This window comes from Pseudomonas sp. GL-B-19 (assembly GCF_019956415.1).
Lineage (GTDB): Bacteria > Pseudomonadota > Gammaproteobacteria > Pseudomonadales > Pseudomonadaceae > Aquipseudomonas.
In genome coordinates this window covers 1-21,359 of sequence record NZ_JAHBDK010000070.1, presented here as the reverse complement: position 1 = coordinate 21,359, position 21,359 = coordinate 1, and the positions used below count along the sequence as shown (strand labels likewise).

The following is a 21,359-nucleotide window of genomic DNA, read 5'->3' as shown; positions in this document are numbered from 1 at the left end:
TCCACTCGCCGACCTTCACTTCGGTTTTACTCACTTTCATCTTCCCGGCCACCGCCAGACGACCAAAGTCATCGACTGGGCGACCGTCGCTGCCAATCGGCAGCAGCTGGGTGCCGCCCGTGCCTTTACCGCCATCGAGCTTGACCGACAGCAGTCCCAGCATATCCGCGCCGAACCCCACCGGGCCTTGGGTGAAACCGGACTTGGCGTCGAAAATGAAGCTCTGCGTCCACTCCTCGGCCTTGCTCTGCGGGTAAGTCGGGTTGGTGAAGTTGCGGTTGATGTAGAAGTTGCGCAGGTTCAGGTTGACCTTGGCGCCTTCGACAAAACCCGAATCCTCGGCCTGGGCGGGGAGGGCCGCCGTGGCCACAGCAATGGCAATCAGGCCGGGGAACAAATACTGCGCGGAAGAAGGCGTCATGGGCTCGGGTCTCTCTAATTGTTGGGGATGAAACAGGGCGCTGCCGCAACGTCGGGTTGCAGTCAAAAGAACGGATTGATTAAACGGAGCGGAATCAGCCGGACAGGGCAGGGCGCGGGGGCATAGGGTGAACCTGATGTTGTTGGTCTTGTGCGAGGAATGGTGCGGTGAATGTACTGGATGGTTCAATCGGCGAAGGCGGGATTTGTGCGATTATCGAACGCAAGATTGGGTCGGGGATTTGTGTTGTCTGTTGTGGCCTCATCGCGAGCAGGCTCACTCCCACATTGATCTCCGTTGTTCATTAATAGTGTGTTCACTGAAAATCCACTGTGGGAGCGAGCCTGCTCGCGATGAGGCCCGCCCAGTCATCCCACTTTTTCTCGCACCCAACAAAAAGCCCACCAAAAGGTGGGCTTCATTGTTTTCACCGCGCTATCAGAACAACTTCATCTTCGGCGCTTCTTCTTTCAGCGGTTCGACCTTGGCGGTCTGCTGATTCCAGCCGCCACCCAAGGCCTTGTACAGGTTGACCGCGCTGACCAGTTGCGCCAGACGGTCGGTAATCAACACTTGTTGGGCGTTGAACAGCTGACGCTGGGCATCGAGGAAGGTCAGGTTGCTGTCGACACCAATGAGGTAGCGACGCTGGGCCAGACGGTAGTAGTCCTGGTTGGCGGTGACAAAGTCACGCTGAGCCTGCAACTGAGCGGTGTAGGTCTCGCGGGCGGCCAGGCCGTCGGCGACTTCCTGGAAGGCCGTTTGAATGGACTTCTCGTAGTTCGCCACGCCGATGTCTTTCTGGATCTTCGAGTAATCCAGGCTGGCGCGCAGGCTGCCGGCGTTGAAGATCGGCAAGTTGATCTGCGGCTGGAACAACCAGGTCCCCGAACCTCCCTTGAACAGCCCGGACAAGTCTGGGCTCAGGGTGCCGGCGTTGGCCGTCAGGCTGATGCTCGGGAAGAACGCAGCCCGTGCCGCGCCGATATTGGCGTTGGCGGCCTTAAGGTTGTATTCGGCCTGGAGAATGTCCGGACGACGTTGCAGCAAGTCCGATGGCAAGCCGGCCGGCACGTCGCTGAGCAAATCGTCAGACAGCGGCTTGGCGGCTTGCAGGTTGGCCGGGATGCTGGTGCCGAGCAGCAGCACCAGACTGTTTTGATCCTGAGCGACCTGGCGGGTGTACTTCGCCAATTGCGCCCGGGCGTTTTCCACCGAGGTGCGCGACTGGGCGAGGTCCAGTGCCGACGCCACACCGACTTCGGCACTGCGCGCGGTGAGCTTGTAGCTCTCCTCGAACGCACCGAGGGTGTCCAGGGTCACTTTCAACAGTTCCTTGTCGGCTTGCCAGGTCAGGTAGGCGTTGGCCACGTTGGCCACCAGGCTGATCTGCGTGCTGCGTCGACCTTCTTCCGTGGCGAAGTATTTTTGCAGCGCTTCTTCGCTGAGGCTGCGAACCCGACCGAACATGTCGAGTTCATAGGCACTGATGCCGACCGTGGCCGAGTAGGAACTGACGATACCTGACTGGCCGTTCTGCGTAGCGTTATTGGGAACGCGCTGGCGGCTGCCGCTGCCATTGGCCGAGACGGCCGGGAACAGGTCGGCACGCTGGATGCGGTATTGAGCCGCAAAGGCATCGATGTTCAGCGCCGCGACACGCAGGTCGCGGTTGTTTTCCAGTGCGACCTGAATCAGCTGTTGCAGGGCCGGGTCATGGAAAAACTGCTTCCAGCCTTGCTCCGCCGCAGCCTGGCTCGGCGCCTGGGCCGGCGAATACGCCGGGCCCTGCGGGTATTGGCCCGCCACTGGTGCCTCAGGCTGCTGATAATCGGGTATCAGCGAGCAACCACCAAGCACAAACGCGGCGACGGCTAGGGAGAGTAGCGACTTGCTCATTGGCCAGCCTCTTTAGGAGTTTCAGTGGCGTCATCCGGGTCGACTATTTTGCGCTGACCGATGGAAGACACAGTGACAAAGAACAGTGGGACCCAGAAGATCGCCAGAACGGTGGCGGTGATCATACCGCCAATCACTCCGGTGCCGATGGCATGCTGGCTACCCGAACCTGCACCGGTGGAAATGGCCAGTGGCACCACGCCCAGGACGAAGGCGAGCGAGGTCATGATGATCGGTCGCAAACGCATCCGGCTGGCTTCAATCGCTGCATCGCGCAGGCTGCGCCCTTGCTCATGCAGTTCCTTTGCAAATTCGACAATCAAAATGGCGTTTTTCGCCGCCAGGCCGATGGTCGTCAACAGGCCCACCTGGAAATACACATCGTTGGACAGGCCGCGCAGGCTGGTCGCCATCAATGCACCGATGATCCCCAAAGGCACCACCAGCATCACCGCAATCGGAATCGACCAGCTTTCATACAGCGCCGCCAGACACAGGAACACCATCAGCAGCGACAGGGCGTACAGCGCTGGCGCTTGCGAACCGGACAACCGTTCTTCGTACGACAGGCCGGTCCAGGAAATACCGACACCCGCCGGCAGTTTGGCGGCTATGGCTTCGACTTCGGCCATGGCTTCACCGGTGGAATAGCCCGGCGCCGGGGAGCCGAGGATTTCCATCGCTTCTACGCCGTTGTAACGGGCCAGTTTCGGCGACCCATAAATCCATTCACCCTTGGCAAACGCCGTGAACGGAACCATGGTGCCGGCGCTGTTGCGCACATACCATTTCTGCAGGTCTTCAGGGCTCATACGGGAGCCGGGCTGACCTTGTACGTAAACCTTCTTCACTCGACCACGGTCGATGAAGTCGTTGACGTAGCTACTGCCCAGCGCGATCGACAGGGTGTTGTTGATGTCGGCGATGGTAATGCCCAGGGCACTGGCCTTCTCGTCATCGATTTCCAGTTGGAATTGCGGTTCGTCGTTCAGGCCGTTCGGACGGACCTGAGTCAGAATCTTGCTTTGCGCTGCCATGCCGAGGAACTGGTTGCGTGCTTGCATCAGTTTTTCGTGACCGATACCGGCACGGTCCTGAAGGAACACGTCGAAACCGGTGGCGTTACCCAGTTCCAGTACCGCCGGTGGTGCGAAGGCAAACACCATGGCATCACGGAAGGTGAAGAAGTGCTGCTGGGCACGGGCCGCCACCTTGAATACGTTGTTGTCGGCGTTACGTTCGTCCCATGGCCGGAGCATGATGAAGGCCATACCCGAGCTCTGGCCACGACCCGCGAAGTTGAAGCCGGTCACGGTAAACACCGAGTTCACCGCATCGCCTTCACCGCCATCCTTGCCCGGACGCAGCAGGAATTCACGCATCTCGTCCACGACCACCTGGGTGCGCTGGGAGGTTGAACCGGCCGGTGTCTGCACCTGGGCGAACAATACGCCCTGGTCTTCTTCAGGCAGGAACGCCGTCGGGATACGGGTGAACAACCAGATCATGCCGACAATGATGATGAGGTAGGCCAACAGGTACGGCGCCTTCTGCGTGAGCATGTTGCCTACGCCGCGCTCGTAGCTTTTGACGCCCCGGTCGAAGTTGCGGTTGAACCAGCCGAAGAAACCGCGTTTCGGGGTGCCGTGCTCGCCTTTCGGAATCGGCTTGAGCATCGTGGCGCAAAGCGCCGGGGTGAAGATCAGTGCAACCAGTACCGACAAGGCCATGGCCGAGACGATGGTGATCGAAAACTGCTTGTAGATCACGCCGGTGGAGCCGCTGAAGAACGCCATTGGCAGCAGAACCGCCGACAGCACCAGGGCGATACCGACGAGTGCGCCCTGGATCTGGCCCATGGATTTCTTGGTGGCTTCCTTGGGCGACAGGCCTTCTTCACTCATCACCCGTTCGACGTTTTCCACCACAACGATGGCGTCGTCCACCAGCAAGCCAATGGCCAGGACCATACCGAACATGGTCAGGGTGTTGATGCTGAAACCAGCTGCCGCGAGGATGCCGAACGTTCCCAGCAACACCACCGGCACGGTCATCGTGGTGATGATGGTGGCGCGGAAGTTTTGCAGGAACAGGAACATCACCAGGAACACCAGTGCGACTGCTTCGACCAGGGTTTCAACCACACCTTTGATCGATTCGGTCACCACCGGGGTGGTGTCATATGGGAACACCACTTCCATCCCTTCAGGGAAGAACGGCTTGAGGCTGTCGATGGTCGTGCGCAAGGCTTTTGCAGTGTCGAGGGCGTTGGCGCCAGTGGCCAGCTTCACGGCCAGGCCGGACGCCGGAGCGCCGTTGAACTGGGCGTTGATGCTGTAGTTCTCACCGCCCAGACCGACGTCAGCGACATCTTTCAAGCGAACTTGAGAGCCGTCCTTGTTGACTTTGAGCAGGATTTTTTCGAACTGCTCAGCGGTCTGCAGGCGAGTCTTGCCGATGATCGTGGCGTTCAACTGTGTGTCGGGCAGGGCAGGCAAGCCGCCGAGCTGACCGGATGACACCTGGACGTTCTGTGCGGCGATGGCGGTTTTGACATCGATCGGGGTCAGGTTGTATTTGTTCAACTTGGCCGGGTCGAGCCAGATACGCATGGCGTACTGGGAGCCGAATACCTGGAAGTCACCGACACCGGCTGTCCGCGAGATCGGGTCCTGCATGTTCGACACAATGTAGTTCGACAGGTCGTCCTTGGTCATGCTGCCGTCACGCGAGACCACGCCGATCACCAACAGGAAGTTCTTCACCGCCTTGGTGACACGGATACCTTGCTGCTGCACTTCTTGCGGCAGCAACGGGGTGGCCAGGTTCAGTTTGTTCTGGACCTGAACCTGCGCGGTATCGGAGTTGGTGCCTTGCTCGAAGGTCGCGGTGATGGTCATGGTGCCGTCGGAGTTACTTTCCGAGGACACATAACGCAAGTGGTCGATACCGTTGAGCTGTTGCTCGATCACCTGCACCACGGTGTCTTGTACCGTTTGTGCCGAAGCACCCGGGTAGGCCACGGAGATGGCGATCGCCGGAGGCGCAATGCTCGGGTATTGGTTGATCGGCAGCTTGAGGATCGACAGTGCCCCGACCAACATGATCACCAGGGCTATCACCCAGGCGAAAATCGGACGGTCGATAAAAAATTTCGACATGGTTTACTCCCCTTTGCCGCTGGAAGCTTTGTCAGCTGCCTGTGCGGGGGCCGGGTTCTTTACGCCAACGTTAGTCGCTTCAGTGGCTTTGACTTCGATGCCAGGCTTGACGAATTGCAGCCCTTCGGTGATCAGGCGATCGCCTGCCTTCAGTCCGTCCTCGATCAGCCATTGACTACCGACGGTGCGGTTGGCCTTGAGCTGACGCAGTTCGACCTTGTTGTCAGGGCCGACGACCAGTGCAGTCGGCGTACCTTTAAGGTCGCGCGTTACGCCTTGTTGCGGCGCCAGAATCGCTGCCGCGTTTACACCGGACTGCAACTGGGCGTGAACGAACATGCCCGGCAGAAGGGTGTGCTCAGGGTTCGGGAACACGGCACGCAGAGTGACGGAACCGGTGGTCTGGTCAACCGAGATTTCGGAGAATTCCAGTTTGCCGTCCAGCTTGTACTGGCTGCCGTCTTCGAGGGTCAGCTTCACCGTCGCCGAGTTGTCGCCGGCCTTTTGCAGACGACCGCTTTCCAGTTCGCGGCGCAGTTGCAGCAATTCCACCGAGGACTGAGTCACGTCGACATAGATCGGGTCGATTTGCTGGATCACCGCCATCGGATCGGCCTGGCCGCTGGTCACCAGCGCGCCTTCTGTCACGTTAGAGCGACCGATACGACCGGTCAGCGGTGCGTAAACCTTGGTGTAGCGCACGTTGATCTGGGCGGTTTGCAGGGCGGCTTCCGATTGCATCCGGTTGGCCACGGCCGTGTCGTATTCCTGACGGCTCACCGCTTGTTCGGCGACCAGTTGCTTGTAGCGGTCGGAGATCGACTTGGTCTGCTGCAGGTTGGCTTCTGCACTTTTCAACGTAGCGTCATACACCGACGAATCGATCTGATACAGCTGCTGGCCAAGCTTGACGTCGCCGCCTTCCTTGAACATGCGCTTGAGAATGATGCCGTTCACCTGAGGACGAACTTCGGCGATGCGGTAGGCGCTGGTACGGCCCGGCAGGTCGGATGTCAGGGTGAAGGCTTGAGTTTGCAGGGTAACAACGCCGACCTGAGGAGGCGGTGCGGCTGGTGCGGCTTCTTCCTTTTTGCATCCGCTGAGCAGCGATGCCAAGGCGACGGCAGTGACCAGAGCGGTAACAGCTGGCTTGAATTGCATGAAAATCCTCGGGTCAGGCGCGCAGAATGCGCACGAGAAAGGTGGAAGGGTAAAAATGGGGTGCTGAGTGGATAAGTAGCTTGCTAAGGAATATACTTACGTTCATGGTTGTTTGTAAACACCTTGGCTGTGTACCCACATCGCTACAAAAGCCGTTCAAAGGTTTGAATTGTAAGACGGGGACGGCGCCCAAGAGCGGTCACTCCACTTTTATTCAGCTGATGTTCAGACATCGCTGAAGCATCCTGATTGAGGTTTTACTGCCATGGTCCGTCGCACCAAAGAGGAAGCCCAAGAAACCCGCAGCCAGATACTTGAAGCGGCAGAGAAAGCCTTTTATGAAAGGGGCGTGGCGCGCACGACACTGGCGGACATCGCTACCTTGGCCGGCGTGACTCGCGGTGCTATCTACTGGCATTTCAGCAATAAGGCTGATCTGGTGCAGGCCATGCTGGATACCTTGCATGAGCCGCTGGATGAGATGGCCAGGGCCAGTGAAAGCGAAGATGAGCTCGATCCGCTCGGCTGCATGCGCAAGCTGCTGATTCATTTGTTTCATCAAGTTGCGCTGGATCCAAAGACCCGACGTATCAATGAGATTTTGTTTCATAAGTGCGAATTCACCGATGAAATGTGCGACCTGCGTCAGCAGCGTCGAACGGTCAGCCTGGATTGCAATGTGCGAATCGCCCTGGCTTTGAGTAATGCCGTGAATCGGGGGCAAATGCCCGAAGACCTCGACACGGCGCGCGCTGCCATCAGTCTGCATGCGTATGTCGATGGCATCCTGTACCAGTGGCTGCTGGCGCCTGACAGTTTTCAATTGCACACCGACGCCGAGCGTTGGGTGGAGACCGGGCTGGAGATGCTGCGCTTGAGCCCAAGCCTGCGCAAATGAAACAAAAAGCGTAAATGGTTTCGCTTGTGTCAGCTGTCAAGGCAGGCGCTGACGCCTTCGGCGCTCGCCTAACTACTTTGGGGTGCTTTTATATACGCACACTCGCCAGGATGACAGGTAGCGAGCTACGTAATTTGTAGGGAATTTGTGTCTTGGGTGTGAATGCGTGTGAGCACGCCACTTGAAAACGAAAAAAGCCCCGGCTCTCACGAGTCGGGGCTTTTTTGCATTTCAGTGATTAATGCTTACATCGCCGGGTAGTCGATGTAACCCACCGGGCCTTTGCCGTAGAACAGTTCTGGACGCGCTTCGTTCAACGGCGCATCGGCCTTCAAACGTGCAGGCAAGTCCGGGTTGGCAATGAACGGCACACCGAAGGCGACCGCATCGGCCTTGCCGTTGGCCAGCCAGGCGTTGGCGCTGTCCTTGGTGAAGCGTTCGTTGGCGATGTACGGGCCGCCGAACGCTTCTTTCAATTGTGGGCCAAGGCTGTCGCCGGCTTCTTTTTCACGCGAGCAAATGAACGCGATACCACGCTTGCCCAGTTCCCGAGCGACGTAGGTGAAGGTTTCGGCCAGGTTGTCGTCGCCCATGTCATGGGAATCGGCGCGCGGTGCCAGGTGCACACCGACGCGGCCGGCGCCCCAGACTTCGATAGCAGCGTCAGTCACTTCCAGCAGCAGGCGCGCACGGTTTTCCAGGGAACCGCCGTATTGGTCGGTGCGCTGGTTGGTGCTGCTTTGCAGGAACTGGTCGAGCAGGTAACCGTTGGCACCATGGATTTCCACGCCGTCAAAACCCGCGGCCTTGGCGTTCTCGGCACCGGTGCGGTAAGCGTCGATGATGTCGGCGATTTCAGCGGTTTCCAGGGCACGCGGGGTTGGGTAATCGGCCAATGGGCGAACCAGGCTGACGTGCCCTTTTGGCTGGATGGCACTCGGTGCGACCGGCGCTTCACCGTTCAGGTACGACGTGTGAGAAACCCGGCCGACGTGCCACAGTTGCAGGAAGATCTTGCCGCCTGCGCCGTGGATGGCTTTGGTCACGTTAGCCCAGCCGCGTACCTGATCGTTGGACCAGATGCCGGGGGTGTCCGGGTAGCCGACGCCCATCGGCGTGACCGACGTGGCCTCGCTGAGGATCAGGCCAGCGGAGGCGCGCTGGACGTAGTACTCGGCCATCAGCGCGTTTGGCACGCGGCCTTCGTCGGCGCGGCAGCGGGTCAGCGGCGCCATGATGATGCGGTTGGCCAACTCGATGTCGCCCAGTTTGATCGGATCGAAAATAGTCGTCATGAATGCACCCTCGTGAGGTCTCAGTGGTTTAGTGAGTCGCTGGAGCCAGTTCGGGATTGCCGCTCTGACGGAAAGTAATCAGGGTCACCAGCAGGGCGAGCACCGCCAGTGCGGCGGCCGCGAGGGGCACGCTGGTCAGGCCGTAGCCGTGGGCGATCACGCTGCCGCCGACCCAGGCACCGAGTGCGTTGCCGATGTTGAAAGCGCCGATGTTCAGGGTCGACACCAGGTTTGGTGCCGCTTTGCCAAAGGTCACCACGTTCACTTGCAAGGCCGGGACGGCGGCAAAACATGCCGTGGCCCAGAGGAACAGGGTGATTTCGGTCGGGATCAGCGCGACGCTGGTCCACGTCAGTACGGTGGACACCACCGCCATGCTGATGAACACGCCGATCAGCGTTGCGGCCATGCTTTTGTCCGCCAGTTTGCCGCCGATAATATTGCCGACAGTCAGGCCCAGGCCGATGAGCATCAGGGTCCAGGTCACGCCACGTGGCGAGACACCGGTGACTTCGCCCAGCATCGGAGCGACGTAGGTGAACAGGGTGAAGACCGAGGCGGCGAACAGCGCGGTCATGCTCAGGGACAGCCAGATCCCGGCGCCCTTGAGTGCGGCCAGTTCGGCGCGCATGTCGAGTTTTTCTTCATCGCGCTTGGCCGGCAGGAAACGGATCAGACCGATCAAGGCGATCACACCGATCACGGTCACGGCCCAGAAGGTCGAACGCCAGCCGGCCTGTTGACCGAGCGCGGTGCCCAGTGGAACGCCGAGCACGTTGGCAAGGGTCAGGCCGGTGAACATCAAGGCCACGGCCGAAGCGCGTTTGTTGGCCGGCACCAGACCTGCCGCCACCACCGAACCGATACCGAAGAAGGCACCGTGGCAGAGGGCCGTGACCACTCGTGCAAACATCAACACGTTGTAGTCACTGGCCAGGGCGCAGAGTAAGTTGCCGACGATGAAGATCCCCATCAACGCAACCAGTGCAGCCTTGCGTGGCAGCCGGGCGGTGGCCAGTGCCATGAACGGTGCCCCGATGGCCACGCCCAGGGCGTAACCGGTCACCAGCCAGCCGGCGCCTGGGATCGACACACCGAGGTCCGCCGCCACGTCGGGCAGCAGGCCCATGATGACGAACTCGGTGGTGCCGATGGCGAAGGAGCTCAAGGCCAGAATGAGGAGCGAGAGGGGCATTGTTGATTCCTTGTTGGCTGACTGACGTTAAGGGTCAGAGCTCTTTGCTGAAGGTCTTGAGGAACTCCTGAATGGTTTCCTCATTACGTTTGAAAAAATGCCACTGGCCGACTTTGCGGCTGCTGATCAGGCCGGCGCGCTGCAAGGTCGCCAAGTGCGCGGAAACGGTGGACTGCGACAAGCCGCAACGTTGATCGATCTGCCCGGCGCAAACGCCGTGCTCGTTGCTGTGGGACTGGTCAGGGAATTCGACGTCCGGGTTTTTGAGCCAGTGCAGGATTTCTCGCCGTACTGGGTGTGCCAGGGCTTTTATTATTTCGTCGAGGTCGAGGTTCATGGCTTGGGAGCTCGTGATTAGTAAAACGCTATATCGCGATGAGGCGAACTTTAAATCGGTATTTCGCGATATACAAATATGATTTTGGTCTGATGACCGCATAAATCGGTATATCGGGTTATAGCGATACATGGGTGTAAAGAAACAATGGTGCAGTGCTAAGCTGCGCCCATGAACTATCTCGCACATCTTCACCTCGGTGGCCAGCGTCCCGGACAATTGCTCGGCAGTCTGTATGGCGATTTCGTCAAAGGACGGCTGCAAGGGCAATACGATCCGGAGATTGAGGCGGCCATCCAGCTGCATCGCAGCATCGACGTGTTTACCGACCGCCATCCGTTGGTGGATGTTTCGTTGTCGCGGTTTTCCACTACGCGCCGACGTTACGCCGGGATCGTGCTCGACGTGTTTTTCGACCATTGCCTGGCACGCGACTGGACGCTGTACGCCGACCGGCCACTGGCATTGTTCACGTCAGATGTGTACCGGGTACTGACGGCCGAGCCGCAATTGCCGGAGCGTTTGGCAAAGATCGCGCCGTACATGGTGGCGAATGACTGGTTGGGTTCCTACCGGGAGTTCGAGGTGCTGGAGCAGGTGCTGCGGGGGATTTCGCGGCGGTTGACCCGGCCTGAGGAACTGGCGGGGGCGATGCAGGAGTTGCGGGTGTTGTATGAACCGTTGAGCGAAGACTTTCGGTTGTTCTATCCACAGCTTCAAGATTTCGCCCAAAACCGCTGACACAAATCTTGTAGGAGCAGAGCTTGCTCGCGATGAACGATAACGCGGTCATCAGTTAAACCGCGGGGCCCCAATCGCGAGCAAGCTTTGCTCCTACAGAAAAGCGGTTACGCGGCGATCAGTTCGCCAGCACGACGCGGTTCGGCAGGTTTCGCCACTTCACCAAACAACGCTGTTTGCACCGCTTGCTGTGCCTCGAACGCCAGCGCCGCACGCTCCCGGCCTTCGCAAGCAATCGGCTTGAGCAGGTGAATGTCCACATTCCCCCGGTCATTGGCAAACAAGCGCATCAAGTGCGACAGCAGATCATCGTCACCAATAAACGGTGCCAGCGAATCAAGCTCGCCATCGCGCAGGTAACGAATCGCCACCGGTTGCAGCAGCACCTCTGAATCAATCGCCGCCGACAGCAGGCGACCATGGAAGGTACGCAACGAACGGCCATCGGTGGTGGTGCCTTCCGGGAACATCAGCAGCGGATGGGCCTGTTCCAGGTGGCGGGTCATTTGTTTGCGGATCAGCTGACTGTCACCCGACCCACGACGGATAAACAGACTGCCGGCCTTGGCCGCCAACCAGCCCGCCACCGGCCAGGTACGCACTTCGGCCTTGGACAGAAATGACAGCGGCGTGAGCATGCCCAGCAGTGGGATGTCGGTCCAGGACACATGATTGCTGACCCAGAGCATCGGTTGCTTGGGCAACTCGCCATGCACGGTGATGTGGAAGGGCAGGGCATTGCTCAATCGCGCCATGAAAAATCGCGACCAACGCTGGCGGCGGACCATCGAGTGGGCGATGCCCATACGCTCGAACAGTCCGAACACGCTGGCCATGCTCAAACCCAGTGCGACCACCACCAGCACTCGCGCAATCCGCGCGTACACCCGCAGGCGGTTCATCACATGGCCGCCTTGAAGTGCTTGGCGTAACGCGGGCAGAGCTCGTCGCGCTTGAGCAGGATGAACACGTCGGCGACCTGGAAGTCTTCGTCCCAGCACGGCTCGCCGCAGATCTTCGCACCGAGGCGCATGTATGCCTTGAGCAGTGGCGGCATTTCGGCGATGACGTTGGAGGGGATATCCAGGGTCGGCAACGGCTTTTTCGGCTCGGCGCGCAGGTGTTCGGTGCACAGATAGCGTTCGCGCAGACGCTGCATGATCGCGTGGGCCTGAATGCCGCCGTCCTGCATCGGAATGCTCGCGCACCCCATCAAATAGCTGTAGCCGCCCTGGTTCAACACCTCGGCCAGTTCACCCCAAAGTACGGCGATGGTGCCGCCGTTACGGTAGGCCGGGTCGACGCAGGTACGGCCGATTTCCAGGATCGGGCCTTTGAGGTGCACCAGGCCATGCAGGCTGAATTCTTCTTCGCTGTAGAACTTGCCCAGGCTGCTGGCCGCCGTGTGATCGAGCAAACGGGTGGTCGCCACCAGACGTCCGGTGTTCAAGTCACGCACACCGATGTGGGCGCAGTGAACATCATAGTCATCCATGTCCAGACCCAGCTCGGCGCCCTTCAGCCTGGCGTTGAATTCGCCGCTGAACACGTTGAAGCGCAAGGCCTGGGCTTCCTGCAAGGCCTCGCTGCCGATCAGTCGTTCGGCTTGCAGGCGGCGGTCGTTGCCGGTGTCGCTGATGCGGGCGATCTGAGTCATTGCAAATCTCCTTGCGGGCTGCTCACTTGACGTGGGTTACAGCGGATCGACTTTCTTTATGTAGCCGTTTTGTGCAAGGTCAGGCTATGTAGCCCCAGTGTCATCGCCATTAAGCTTTGGTGATGCTTATATGACAGCCCACGAGGAGCCTCTTATGCCCTGGCAAACCCTGTTGAAGCGCCGCGAACGCCTGCCCGCCAACCCGGACCTGGCGGAAGGTTTCGCGACCTTGTTGCATCAATTGGGCACGGTGACGCCGTTCGAGTTGGCAGTGGCGGGCGCGCGCCTGATGGCCACGCCGGGGCTGGCGTTTCTGGTGGGGTATCAGGCAGCGTTGCGGATGCTCTGGCCCAGCGCGCCGCTGAGCCTCGGCGCGTTGTGCGCGACCGAACAGCGCAGCCTGCGGCCGGCAGACATGCAAACCCGTCTCACCGATTTGCGCCTGAGCGGGCGCAAGGATTTCGTCACCGCCGGTGATGCCGCCGAGTGGCTGTTAATCGCCGCCCGCAGTGAAGCGCCCGGCGAGGCAGCTCGCCTGAGCCTGGCCGTGGTCTACCCCGATGAACCGGGCGTGCGCCTGGAAAAACTCCCGGCCATTGCGCTGATACCGGACATCAGTCATGGCAAGTTGTTTCTCGACAACGCCCTGTGCGAGTTGTTGGCGGGGGACGGTTGGGACGCTTACGTCAAACCGTTCCGCACCCTTGAAGATGTGTACGTATTGAGCGCCATGACCGCGTGGCTGTATGGCATTGGCCAGGACAGTGACTGGCCGCAAGCCTTGCAACTGCGGTTACTGGCGCTGCTGGCCGGGTGCGCGGAAGTCAGCCGCCAGGCACCGAACAATCCCGCCGGGCATGTGTTGCTGGGTGGGTTGTTTGCCCAGTTCGAGGGGCTCAAGGCTGAGATTGATCAGGCGCTGGCCGACGGGCCGCCGCATTGGGCGGCGATGTGGCAGCGCGATCGGCTGGTGATGGATTTGGCGGCGGGGGCCAGGGGGAAGCGATTGGTCAAGGCTTTGGCGGTGATCTGACTGGCCCCTTCGCTGGCAAGTCGAATCGTCGCACCGCAGCTCCTACAGTTTGAAATGCATTCCCCTGTAGGAGCTGGCTTGCCAGCGAAGACGGCCTGACTGACAACACAAATTCCAAAACTGTCATCAACCTCAACTAGGCTCTGCACGTTAATCCTCCCGAGCCCACGCCATGTTCAAAGGCTTGTCTCTGATTGTCATGCTGCTGCTCGGCCTCACGGCCCACGCCGAAAACTGGCCGGCCGAGCAATGGTCCATCGGCCCGAAAAGCTCAGGATCAGCGCTCCAGGCCCTGGAAACCTACGCCTTCCCACCCCGCGACGACAGCACCCGCAAAGGCATCCGCACTGACGCCTTGCTGGTGATCCGCGACGGCCAGTTGATCTACGAACGCTACGCCGGCCCGACCACCGCCGACACGCCACACCTGACGTGGTCCATCAGCAAAAGCCTCATGGCCGCGGTGCTGGGGGTTGCGTATGGCGAAGGCCTGTTCAAACTCCAGGATTCGGTGCAGACGTTTTATCCACCGATGAAAAAACACCCCGCTGTGACCATGGCTGACCTGTTGCACTGGGCCTCAGGGCTGGACTGGCAGGAAGACTACGAATACGCACCGTTAAAGTCCTCGGTGGTGGCCATGCTCTACACCCGTGGACATCAGGACATGGCCGCATTTACTGCCGATCACGCCGAGTACGCCAAACCCGGTCAGGCCTTTCGGTACTCCAGCGGTGACAGCAATCTACTGTCCGCCGCGCTGAAAAACATCGTCAGTCCGACGCGTTATCCAGACTATCCATGGACCGCACTGTTCGAGCCTTTGGGCATCTATCATGCCGTTTGGGAAACTGATGCCACGGGTACTTTCGTTGCTTCGTCTTACGCTTACCTCACGGCTCGGGATCTGGCGCGAGTCGGTTTGTTGATGGCGCGCGACGGGCGCTGGCAGGATCGTCAGTTGCTGCCCAAAGACTGGGTCGCCTTCAATCGCGAACCGTTCGCCCACTATCAAGCCCATCAGGATGACGCTGTGCCCGGTGGTCAATGGTGGCTCAACCGCGCGGTGGAAGGGGCGACACAACCCTGGCCCGATGCTCCTGCCGACACCTTCGCGGCGCTGGGCCATTGGGGCCAGGCGCTGTATGTGATCCGCAGTGAACGTTTGGTGATCGTGCGCTATGGCGATGATCGCGACGGCAGCTACCAGCACAATGTTTTGCTCAAACTTGCGCTCAAGGCATTTGCGCAAAAGGTGCAGCCATGAGTCGTCGAGGATTTTTTCGTCGCCGGCCGTTCAGCACGTTGCTGTTGATCCTGCTCATCGCCTTGCTTGGCTGGGGCTGGCAGGAGCGAGTGGCGCTGTGGGCCTTCCCCGACATCATCAGCGCCTACACCGCCAAGGAGTATTGCTCGTGCCGGTATGTGATGAACAACGAGGCCGGTTATTGCCACAGCTATGTAAAGCAGTGGCTGCCCACCAGCCGCTTTGTCGATGACGCCGCCAGCAAACGCGTGACAGTCAGCGGAATGGGCCGCAGCAACAGCGCGGCGTGGCTCGGCGAACGCCAAGGATGCCGTCTGATTCCGTAGCAAGTTTTGCAATTGGCTGCCGGGCGGTTAAGGTTCGTGCAGGTTTATCTGCCCCACGAGTCTCTATGTTCAACCGCTCCCTGCGCAAAACCCTCACGTTCCTGCTGTTGGCCGGCGCCACGCTGTCGGCCCAGGCCGATTGGTATCTGGACGGCGAGTCCTCGCGGCTGTCGTTCATCAGCACCAAAAACGCCAACATTTCCGAAGTGCAGCGCTTTCTGGTGCTGCACGGCAAGGTCGATGCCAATGGCCTGGCCGAGGTGGAAGTCGAGCTGGAGTCGGTCAACAGTGGCATCCCGTTGCGCGATGAACGCATGCGCAAGGAGTTGTTCGAGATCCAGACCTTCCCCGAAGCGTTGATCACCACGCAGATTGATCTGCGTCCCATCAACGACCTCGCGCCTGGCGCGCAGTTAGAGTTGCGCTTGCCGCTGACCGTCAACCTGCATGGCAAGCAACACTCATACAACGCCGAACTGCTGGCGACGCGTCTCGACGATCGACGCTTTCAGGTGGTAACGCTCGAACCACTGGTCATCAATGCCGAAGACTTCGATTTGGCACCTGGGCTGGAAGCATTGCGCAAGGTCGCCGGTTTGTCGGCCATCAGTTTGTCGGTGCCGGTGGGTGCGGTACTGATTTTCACGGCGCGCTGACATGGCCGGCGCAATCTTTCCCTGGCGTGAAGGCAACCATTTTGAACTGCTGATCGACGGTCCGCAGTTCTTCCCACGCATGTTGGTCGCAATTGCTCGCGCCGAAGAACAGGTCGAACTGGAGTTGTATCTGGTGGAGGCGGGCGCCTGTGCCGAAGCCATGGTGCAAGCATTGGTTTCGGCGGCTGAGCGCGGTGTGCGTGTGCGCTGCCTGTTCGATGACTATGGCAGCCTGGCGTTCACCCTGACCCTGCGTCAGCGCCTGATGGCGGCCGGGGTCGAATTGCGTTTCTACAATCGCCTGAACTGGCGCCGTTGGATCGGCAACTTTTACCGCGATCACCGCAAACTGTTGCTGGTCGATCAAAGCCTGGCGGTGGTCGGTGGCACGGGCGTCACCGATGAGTTCTGGACGCCGGGTGAGGACACCAGCGAATGGCACGAGGTGATGGTGGAAATCACCGGGCCTTTGGTCATCGACTGGCAGTTGCTGTTCGACCGCCAATGGATCGCCAACCGCCATCGACGGGCCTGGAAACCGGTCGCGCATTTCGGCTTGCCGCGCCTGCCACGGGTGCCGGCAATGGGTGAGGGCATGGGCCGGGTGGCCTATGCCGACGCCCGCCAGCATCGCGACATTTTGCAATCACTGGTTCGCGCGTTGAACAGCGGCCAGCAACGGGTCTGGCTGGCAACTCCGTATTTCCTGCCGACCTGGAAAGTCCGCCGCTCACTGCGTCGTGCCGCCAGTCGAGGCGTCGATGTGCGCCTGCTGCTGACCGGGCCGCGCACCGATCACCCATCGGTGCGCTACGCCGGGCATCGCTACTACCCACGACTGCTCAAGGCCGGGGTGAAAATTTTTGAATACCAGCCGTGTTTCCTGCACCTGAAAATGGTCTTGATCGATGACTGGGTGAGCATCGGCTCGTGCAATTTCGACCACTGGAATTTGCGCTTTAACCTGGAAGCCAACCTTGAAGCGCTGGACCCAGGGCTGACGCGGGCCGTGGCGGGGAGTTTCGAGCGCGACTTTGCGCAGAGCCAGGAGGTCAGCCTCGAAGCATGGCAAAGCCGACCGCTGTGGAAGCGGGTCAAGCAACGAGTCTGGGGATGGGTGGATCGGTTGGTGGTGAATCTGCTGAATCTCAGGGGTTGATACCAATCTCTGCAACACCCTAAAACCATTGTGGGAGCGAGCTGCTCGCGAAGACGGAATAACATTCAACGAAAATGCTAAATGTTAGACCGCTTTCGCGAGCAGGCTCGCTCCCACATGGATATTGCGTCGATCACAAAATTTGTTTGCAACACCAATCAATTGTGGGAGCGAGCCTGCTCGCGATGGCGGTGTAACAGTCAACAAAGATGCTGAATGTTAAGGCCTCATCGCGAGCAGGCTCGCTCCCACAGGTTCATGCGGTGTTTGAATAATTACAGCAATTCAAAGCTCTGCTGTGTCACGTCCTGGGAGTCGAGGCCGATCTGCACGTTGAACTTGCCCGGCTCGGCAGCGTACTTGAGCTGGGTGTTGTAGAACTTCAGGTCATCCTCAGTGATGGTGAAGTGCAGGACTTTCTGTTCGCCAGCCTTGAGCATGACTTTCTGGAAGTTCTTCAGTTCTTTGAGCGGTCGGATCATCGAGCCGGTCACATCCTGGATGTACAACTGCACCACGGTTTCGCCGTCACGCTTGCCGGTGTTTTTCACCGTGACGCTGGCGTCGAGCTTGCCGGTCTTGTTCAGCGTGGTCGACGACAGGGCCATGTCGCTCAGGCTGAAGTCGGTGTAGCTCAGACCGAAGCCAAACGGGAACAGGGGACCGGTGGTGTCATCGAGATACTGCGAGGTGTAGTTGCCCGGTTTGCCCGGCGTGAAGGGCCGGCCAATGCTCAGGTGGTTGTAGTAGGTCGGAATCTGACCCACCGAGCGCGGGATGGTGATCGGCAGTTTGCCCGATGGGTTGTAGTCGCCAAACAGCACGTCGGCGATGGCATTGCCGCCTTCGGTGCCGGTGAACCAGGTTTCCAGAATCGCGTCAGCCTGTTCTTTCTCTTCGAGAATCGACAGCGGACGGCCATTCATCAACACCAGCACCAGCGGTTTACCGGTGGCTTTCAAGGCTCGGATCAGTTCACGCTGGTTTGGCGGAATGTTGATGTCCGTGCGGCTCGACGATTCGTGCGACATGCCACGGGACTCGCCAACCGCTGCCACCACTATGTCAGCGTCCTTGGCCGCTTTCACCGCTTCGTCGATCAACACGTTGGCCGGACGCGGATCATCCACCACTTCCAGGGCGTCGAAGTTGAGGAAGTTCAGGTAATCCAGCATCTTCTTGTCGCTGGTGATGTTGGCGCCACGGGCGTAGATCAGCGCCGATTGCGAACCCAGTGCAGCGGTCATGCCGTCGAACAGCGTGACCGATTGCGCAGGGCGACCGTTGGCGGCCCAACTGCCCATCATGTCGATCGGTGCCTTGGCCAGCGGCCCCACCAAAGCGATTTTCGCGGTTTTCTTCAGCGGCAGGGTTTCGTTCTGGTTCTTCAGCAACACCATGCTGCGGCGCGCGACATCGCGGGCCTCGGCGCGGTGCAGGCGGCTGTCGGCATTGGTGTCGGCCGGATCATCCTCGGCCTTGCCGATGCGCAGGTACGGGTCCTTGAACAGACCCATGTCGTACTTGGCCGCCAGCACTTCACGCACGGCGTTGTCGATGTCGCTTTGCTCGATCTCGCCCGCTTTCAACAGCCCCGGCAGCTCTTTGCTGTACAAGGTGTCGTTCATGCTCATGTCGATGCCGGCCTTGATCGCCAGCTTCGCGGCTTCGCGACCGTCACGGGCAACGCCGTGATTGATTAGCTCGAAAATCGCCCCGTGGTCGCTGACGGCCAGGCCTTTGAAGCCCCATTCCTTGCGCAACAGGTCTTTCATCAGCCAGGTGTTGGCCGTGGCCGGCACGCCGTTGATCGAGTTCAGCGCAACCATCACCCCGCCAGCACCGGCGTCAATCGCGGCGCGGTATGGCGGCAGGTAATCCTGGTACATCTTGACCGGGCTCATGTCGACGATGTTGTAGTCGCGACCGCCCTCGACCGCGCCATACAAGGCAAAGTGTTTGACGCTGGACATGATGCTGTCGGCCGCGTTCGCACCGGTGCCCTGGAAGGCTTTGACCATGACGCCGGCAATGCGCGACACCAGGTAGGTGTCTTCACCGAAGCCTTCGGAAGTACGGCCCCAACGCGGGTCGCGTGAGATGTCGACCATCGGCGCGAAGGTGAGGTCGACGCCGTCCGATGAGGCTTCCTTGGCGGCGATGCGCCCGGACAGGCCAATGGCGTCCATGTCCCAGCTCGAGGCCAGGGCCAGCGGGATCGGGAAAATGGTGCGGTGGCCGTGGATCACGTCGTAGGCGAAGAACATCGGGATCTTCAACCGGCTGCGCATGGCCGCGTCCTGCATCGGACGGTTTTCCGGGCGGGTGATCGAATTGAACGTGCCGCCGATGTTGCCGGCTGCGATTTCCTTGCGGATCAGCTCGCGTGGCATTTCCGGGCCGATGCTGATCAGGCGCAACTGGCCGATCTTTTCATCGAGGGTCATCTGCTTCATCAGGTTGCTGATGAAGGCGTCCTTGTTCTCTAGAGGTGCGGGTGTCGTGGCGGCCAATACGTTATGACTGGCCAGGCTGACGAACAGGCCCAGCAAACACAGCTTCTTCATGAATGGTTTTCTCAAAAGCCTAAACGGCCGTGAATACGCGCCGGTCAGCCAAAAGTTAGGGAGCGACTATTGTTGTTCAGGTAAATGCATGCACACTTGCGCAGTGTTTTGCGCTAGGGGCATCTTTTAGCCCATTGGCTCGATGCAATCCAGTGGCGGCGGCAGATTATGCCCCAAGTACCCGCTCAGAAGGGTACAGGTTGTTTTTCAATGGAATGTGCCAGGGAGTGACCCAGATGAATGCAAGACACCACTATCGCTCAAGCCTGCAGGTTGCAGCCTTGATGTTGCTGACCACTGTGCTCGCGGGCTGTGGCATCAACACGATTCCGACCCTCGACGAGCAGGCCAAAGCCGCGTGGGGCCAGGTGCAGAACCAGTATCAGCGCCGCGCCGATTTGATCCCCAATCTGGTAGAAACCGTCAAAGGCTACGCCAAACATGAAGAAGAAACCCTGACCGCGGTGATCGAGGCACGGGCCAGGGCGACGTCCATTCAAGTGGACGCCAAGACGCTGGATAACCCGGAAAAACTCAAACAGTTCCAACAGGCCCAGGATCAACTGACCGGAGCCTTGAGCCGTTTGATGGTGGTGTCCGAACGTTATCCGGACCTCAAGGCCAACCAGAACTTCCTCGCATTGCAGTCGCAACTTGAAGGCACCGAGAACCGCATCGCCGTGGCGCGGCGCGATTTCATCCTTGCGGTGCAAAAATACAACACTGAAATTCGCACCTTTCCCGGTCGCCTGTGGCACACCGTGATGTACAGCGATTTGCCGATCCGCGAAACCTTCGAGGCGACCACGCCGGATGCCGATAAGGCGCCCGAAGTGAAATTTTGATCGGCTGAAGCATCACCACGGATGAGGTGGCCAATGCGCGTGTTGAAAGTGGGGCTGATGCTGGTGCTTTGGGTGTGTGCCCTGACGGCGCAGGCCGAGTTGAAATTTCCGCCGCTGACCGGCCGGGTGGTCGATAACGCCCAGATGATCGAGCCGTCGGTGCGCGAGCAGCTGACCCAGCAACTCAAGGCCCACGAAACCGCCACCGGCGAGCAGTTGGTGGTGGTCACGTTGCCGGACTTGCAAGGCACCGATATCGCGGATTTTGGCTACCAATTAGGGCGCGCCTGGGGCATCGGTCAGAAAGATAAAAACAACGGCGCGCTGCTGATCGTCGCGCGTGATGAGCGTAAATTGCGCATCGAAGTCGGGTATGGCCTCGAAGACCGCCTGACCGACGCGCAAAGTTCGGTGATCATCAATCAGGTAATCACCCCCGCGTTCAAGGCCGGCAACTTCAGCAAGGGCATCAGCGACGGGGTCGCGGCGATGCTGGTGGTGTTGGGTGGCAGTTCGCTGGATGAACCGTCGACGGTCTATGAACCGCGAGGTGATGAAAACAGCGACTTCGTTGCGCGCCATCCCGGCGTTTTTGTGTTTCTGGTGATGCTGTTCATCCTGACGTTTTTTGTCTTGCAGATGCTCGGGATTCTGCCCGCCGGCCGAGGTGGGTCGGGCGGTTCGAGCGGTGGTTTTGGCGGCGGCGGTTTTGGTGGTGGCGGTGGAGGCGGGGGCTTCAGC

At 59.7% G+C, this 21,359-nt stretch carries 19 protein-coding genes; 9 read left to right on the top strand and 10 right to left on the bottom strand.

What is annotated here, in order from left to right; translation table 11 throughout:
- The 4 genes from KGB06_RS24745 to KGB06_RS24730 form a co-directional block, all read right to left on the bottom strand.
- The coding region (locus tag KGB06_RS24745; RefSeq protein ID WP_223520431.1) for an OprD family outer membrane porin at nt 1-421 on the bottom strand (421 nt) is incomplete at its 3' end.
- 438 nt (nt 422-859) lie between these two features.
- Entirely contained in the window at nt 860-2,320 is a 1,461-nt protein-coding gene (gene emhC, locus KGB06_RS24740; protein ID WP_223520429.1) for an efflux RND transporter outer membrane subunit EmhC, read from the bottom strand.
- Entirely contained in the window at nt 2,317-5,481 is a 3,165-nt protein-coding gene (emhB, locus tag KGB06_RS24735; RefSeq protein ID WP_223520427.1) for an efflux RND transporter permease subunit EmhB, read from the bottom strand. The genes emhC and emhB overlap by 4 nt, the downstream gene beginning before the upstream one ends.
- Nucleotides 5,482-5,484: 3 nt before the next feature.
- Entirely contained in the window at nt 5,485-6,642 is a 1,158-nt protein-coding gene (locus tag KGB06_RS24730; protein WP_223520425.1) for an efflux RND transporter periplasmic adaptor subunit, read from the bottom strand.
- 265 nt (nt 6,643-6,907) lie between these two features.
- On the opposite strand from KGB06_RS24730, the gene emhR reads away from it, so the two are divergent.
- Nucleotides 6,908-7,540 (top strand): efflux system transcriptional repressor EmhR, encoded by a 633-nt coding sequence (gene emhR, locus KGB06_RS24725; protein WP_223520423.1) that lies wholly within the window; start codon nt 6,908-6,910, stop codon nt 7,538-7,540.
- Between the two features lie 245 nt (nt 7,541-7,785).
- Here the strand turns inward: emhR and KGB06_RS24720 are convergent, their stop codons facing one another.
- From KGB06_RS24720 to KGB06_RS24710, 3 genes are read right to left on the bottom strand one after another with little or no spacing between them, the layout of a single operon-like run.
- Nucleotides 7,786-8,835 carry an alkene reductase gene (locus KGB06_RS24720; RefSeq protein WP_223520421.1) on the bottom strand — a complete coding sequence of 350 codons (1,050 nt, stop codon included), beginning with the start codon at nt 8,833-8,835 and terminating at the stop codon, nt 7,786-7,788.
- 28 nt (nt 8,836-8,863) lie between these two features.
- Nucleotides 8,864-10,030, bottom strand: coding sequence for an MFS transporter (locus KGB06_RS24715; RefSeq protein ID WP_223520419.1), 1,167 nt, complete (start codon nt 10,028-10,030; stop codon nt 8,864-8,866).
- A gap of 34 nt (nt 10,031-10,064) precedes the next feature.
- On the bottom strand, nt 10,065-10,367 hold the full coding sequence (locus KGB06_RS24710) for an ArsR/SmtB family transcription factor (protein ID WP_150782171.1): 303 nt from the start codon (nt 10,365-10,367) through the stop codon (nt 10,065-10,067).
- Between the two features lie 171 nt (nt 10,368-10,538).
- Between KGB06_RS24710 and KGB06_RS24705 the strand changes: the two genes are divergently transcribed.
- Nucleotides 10,539-11,108, top strand: coding sequence for an ACP phosphodiesterase (locus tag KGB06_RS24705; RefSeq protein WP_223520417.1), 570 nt, complete (start codon nt 10,539-10,541; stop codon nt 11,106-11,108).
- Nucleotides 11,109-11,215: 107 nt separating this feature from the next.
- Here KGB06_RS24705 and KGB06_RS24700 read toward each other — a convergent pair whose 3' ends face one another.
- Nucleotides 11,216-12,010, bottom strand: a complete 795-nt coding sequence (locus KGB06_RS24700) for a lysophospholipid acyltransferase family protein (RefSeq protein WP_223520415.1) — start codon at nt 12,008-12,010, stop codon at nt 11,216-11,218.
- Complete coding sequence (olsB, locus tag KGB06_RS24695; protein ID WP_223520413.1) at nt 12,010-12,765, bottom strand: L-ornithine N(alpha)-acyltransferase; 756 nt, start codon at nt 12,763-12,765, stop codon at nt 12,010-12,012. Before olsB ends, KGB06_RS24700 begins: the two co-directional genes overlap by 1 nt.
- A 154-nt stretch (nt 12,766-12,919) precedes the next feature.
- Between olsB and KGB06_RS24690 the strand changes: the two genes are divergently transcribed.
- The 5 genes from KGB06_RS24690 to KGB06_RS24670 all read left to right on the top strand — a co-directional run bounded on the left by KGB06_RS24690 (nt 12,920) and on the right by KGB06_RS24670 (nt 17,206).
- Complete coding sequence (locus tag KGB06_RS24690; RefSeq protein ID WP_223520411.1) at nt 12,920-13,798, top strand: acyl-CoA dehydrogenase family protein; 879 nt, start codon at nt 12,920-12,922, stop codon at nt 13,796-13,798.
- 172 nt (nt 13,799-13,970) lie between these two features.
- Nucleotides 13,971-15,065 carry a serine hydrolase domain-containing protein gene (locus KGB06_RS24685; RefSeq protein WP_223520409.1) on the top strand — a complete coding sequence of 365 codons (1,095 nt, stop codon included), beginning with the start codon at nt 13,971-13,973 and terminating at the stop codon, nt 15,063-15,065.
- Nucleotides 15,062-15,391: an amidase gene (locus KGB06_RS24680; protein WP_223520407.1), complete on the top strand. Its 330-nt coding sequence runs from the start codon at nt 15,062-15,064 to the stop codon at nt 15,389-15,391. Before KGB06_RS24685 ends, KGB06_RS24680 begins: the two co-directional genes overlap by 4 nt.
- A gap of 65 nt (nt 15,392-15,456) precedes the next feature.
- A complete protein-coding gene (locus tag KGB06_RS24675; RefSeq protein ID WP_223520405.1) occupies nt 15,457-16,047 on the top strand; it encodes a YceI family protein in 591 nt (196 codons plus the stop codon).
- Nucleotide 16,048: 1 nt separating this feature from the next.
- Nucleotides 16,049-17,206 carry a phospholipase D-like domain-containing protein gene (locus KGB06_RS24670; protein ID WP_223520404.1) on the top strand — a complete coding sequence of 386 codons (1,158 nt, stop codon included), beginning with the start codon at nt 16,049-16,051 and terminating at the stop codon, nt 17,204-17,206.
- Between the two features lie 275 nt (nt 17,207-17,481).
- On the opposite strand, the gene bglX is transcribed toward KGB06_RS24670, so the two are convergent.
- Nucleotides 17,482-19,773, bottom strand: a complete 2,292-nt coding sequence (gene bglX, locus KGB06_RS24665) for a beta-glucosidase BglX (protein WP_223520402.1) — start codon at nt 19,771-19,773, stop codon at nt 17,482-17,484.
- 236 nt (nt 19,774-20,009) lie between these two features.
- Between bglX and KGB06_RS24660 the strand changes: the two genes are divergently transcribed.
- Both KGB06_RS24660 and KGB06_RS24655 read left to right on the top strand, forming a co-directional pair.
- Complete coding sequence (locus KGB06_RS24660; RefSeq protein ID WP_223520400.1) at nt 20,010-20,618, top strand: LemA family protein; 609 nt, start codon at nt 20,010-20,012, stop codon at nt 20,616-20,618.
- 33 nt (nt 20,619-20,651) lie between these two features.
- The coding region (locus KGB06_RS24655) for a TPM domain-containing protein (protein WP_223520398.1) at nt 20,652-21,359 on the top strand (708 nt) is incomplete at its 3' end.

Coding starts and splice junctions, on each gene's coding strand:
- emhC (WP_223520429.1), bottom strand. CDS start 2,320: ATGAGCAAGTCGCTACTCTCCCTAGCCGTCGCCGCGTTTGTGCTTGGT.
- emhB (WP_223520427.1), bottom strand. CDS start 5,481: ATGTCGAAATTTTTTATCGACCGTCCGATTTTCGCCTGGGTGATAGCC.
- KGB06_RS24730 (WP_223520425.1), bottom strand. CDS start 6,642: ATGCAATTCAAGCCAGCTGTTACCGCTCTGGTCACTGCCGTCGCCTTG.
- emhR (WP_223520423.1), top strand. CDS start 6,908: ATGGTCCGTCGCACCAAAGAGGAAGCCCAAGAAACCCGCAGCCAGATA.
- KGB06_RS24720 (WP_223520421.1), bottom strand. CDS start 8,835: ATGACGACTATTTTCGATCCGATCAAACTGGGCGACATCGAGTTGGCC.
- KGB06_RS24715 (WP_223520419.1), bottom strand. CDS start 10,030: ATGCCCCTCTCGCTCCTCATTCTGGCCTTGAGCTCCTTCGCCATCGGC.
- KGB06_RS24710 (WP_150782171.1), bottom strand. CDS start 10,367: ATGAACCTCGACCTCGACGAAATAATAAAAGCCCTGGCACACCCAGTA.
- KGB06_RS24705 (WP_223520417.1), top strand. CDS start 10,539: ATGAACTATCTCGCACATCTTCACCTCGGTGGCCAGCGTCCCGGACAA.
- KGB06_RS24700 (WP_223520415.1), bottom strand. CDS start 12,010: ATGAACCGCCTGCGGGTGTACGCGCGGATTGCGCGAGTGCTGGTGGTG.
- olsB (WP_223520413.1), bottom strand. CDS start 12,765: ATGACTCAGATCGCCCGCATCAGCGACACCGGCAACGACCGCCGCCTG.
- KGB06_RS24690 (WP_223520411.1), top strand. CDS start 12,920: ATGCCCTGGCAAACCCTGTTGAAGCGCCGCGAACGCCTGCCCGCCAAC.
- KGB06_RS24685 (WP_223520409.1), top strand. CDS start 13,971: ATGTTCAAAGGCTTGTCTCTGATTGTCATGCTGCTGCTCGGCCTCACG.
- KGB06_RS24680 (WP_223520407.1), top strand. CDS start 15,062: ATGAGTCGTCGAGGATTTTTTCGTCGCCGGCCGTTCAGCACGTTGCTG.
- KGB06_RS24675 (WP_223520405.1), top strand. CDS start 15,457: ATGTTCAACCGCTCCCTGCGCAAAACCCTCACGTTCCTGCTGTTGGCC.
- KGB06_RS24670 (WP_223520404.1), top strand. CDS start 16,049: ATGGCCGGCGCAATCTTTCCCTGGCGTGAAGGCAACCATTTTGAACTG.
- bglX (WP_223520402.1), bottom strand. CDS start 19,773: ATGAAGAAGCTGTGTTTGCTGGGCCTGTTCGTCAGCCTGGCCAGTCAT.
- KGB06_RS24660 (WP_223520400.1), top strand. CDS start 20,010: ATGAATGCAAGACACCACTATCGCTCAAGCCTGCAGGTTGCAGCCTTG.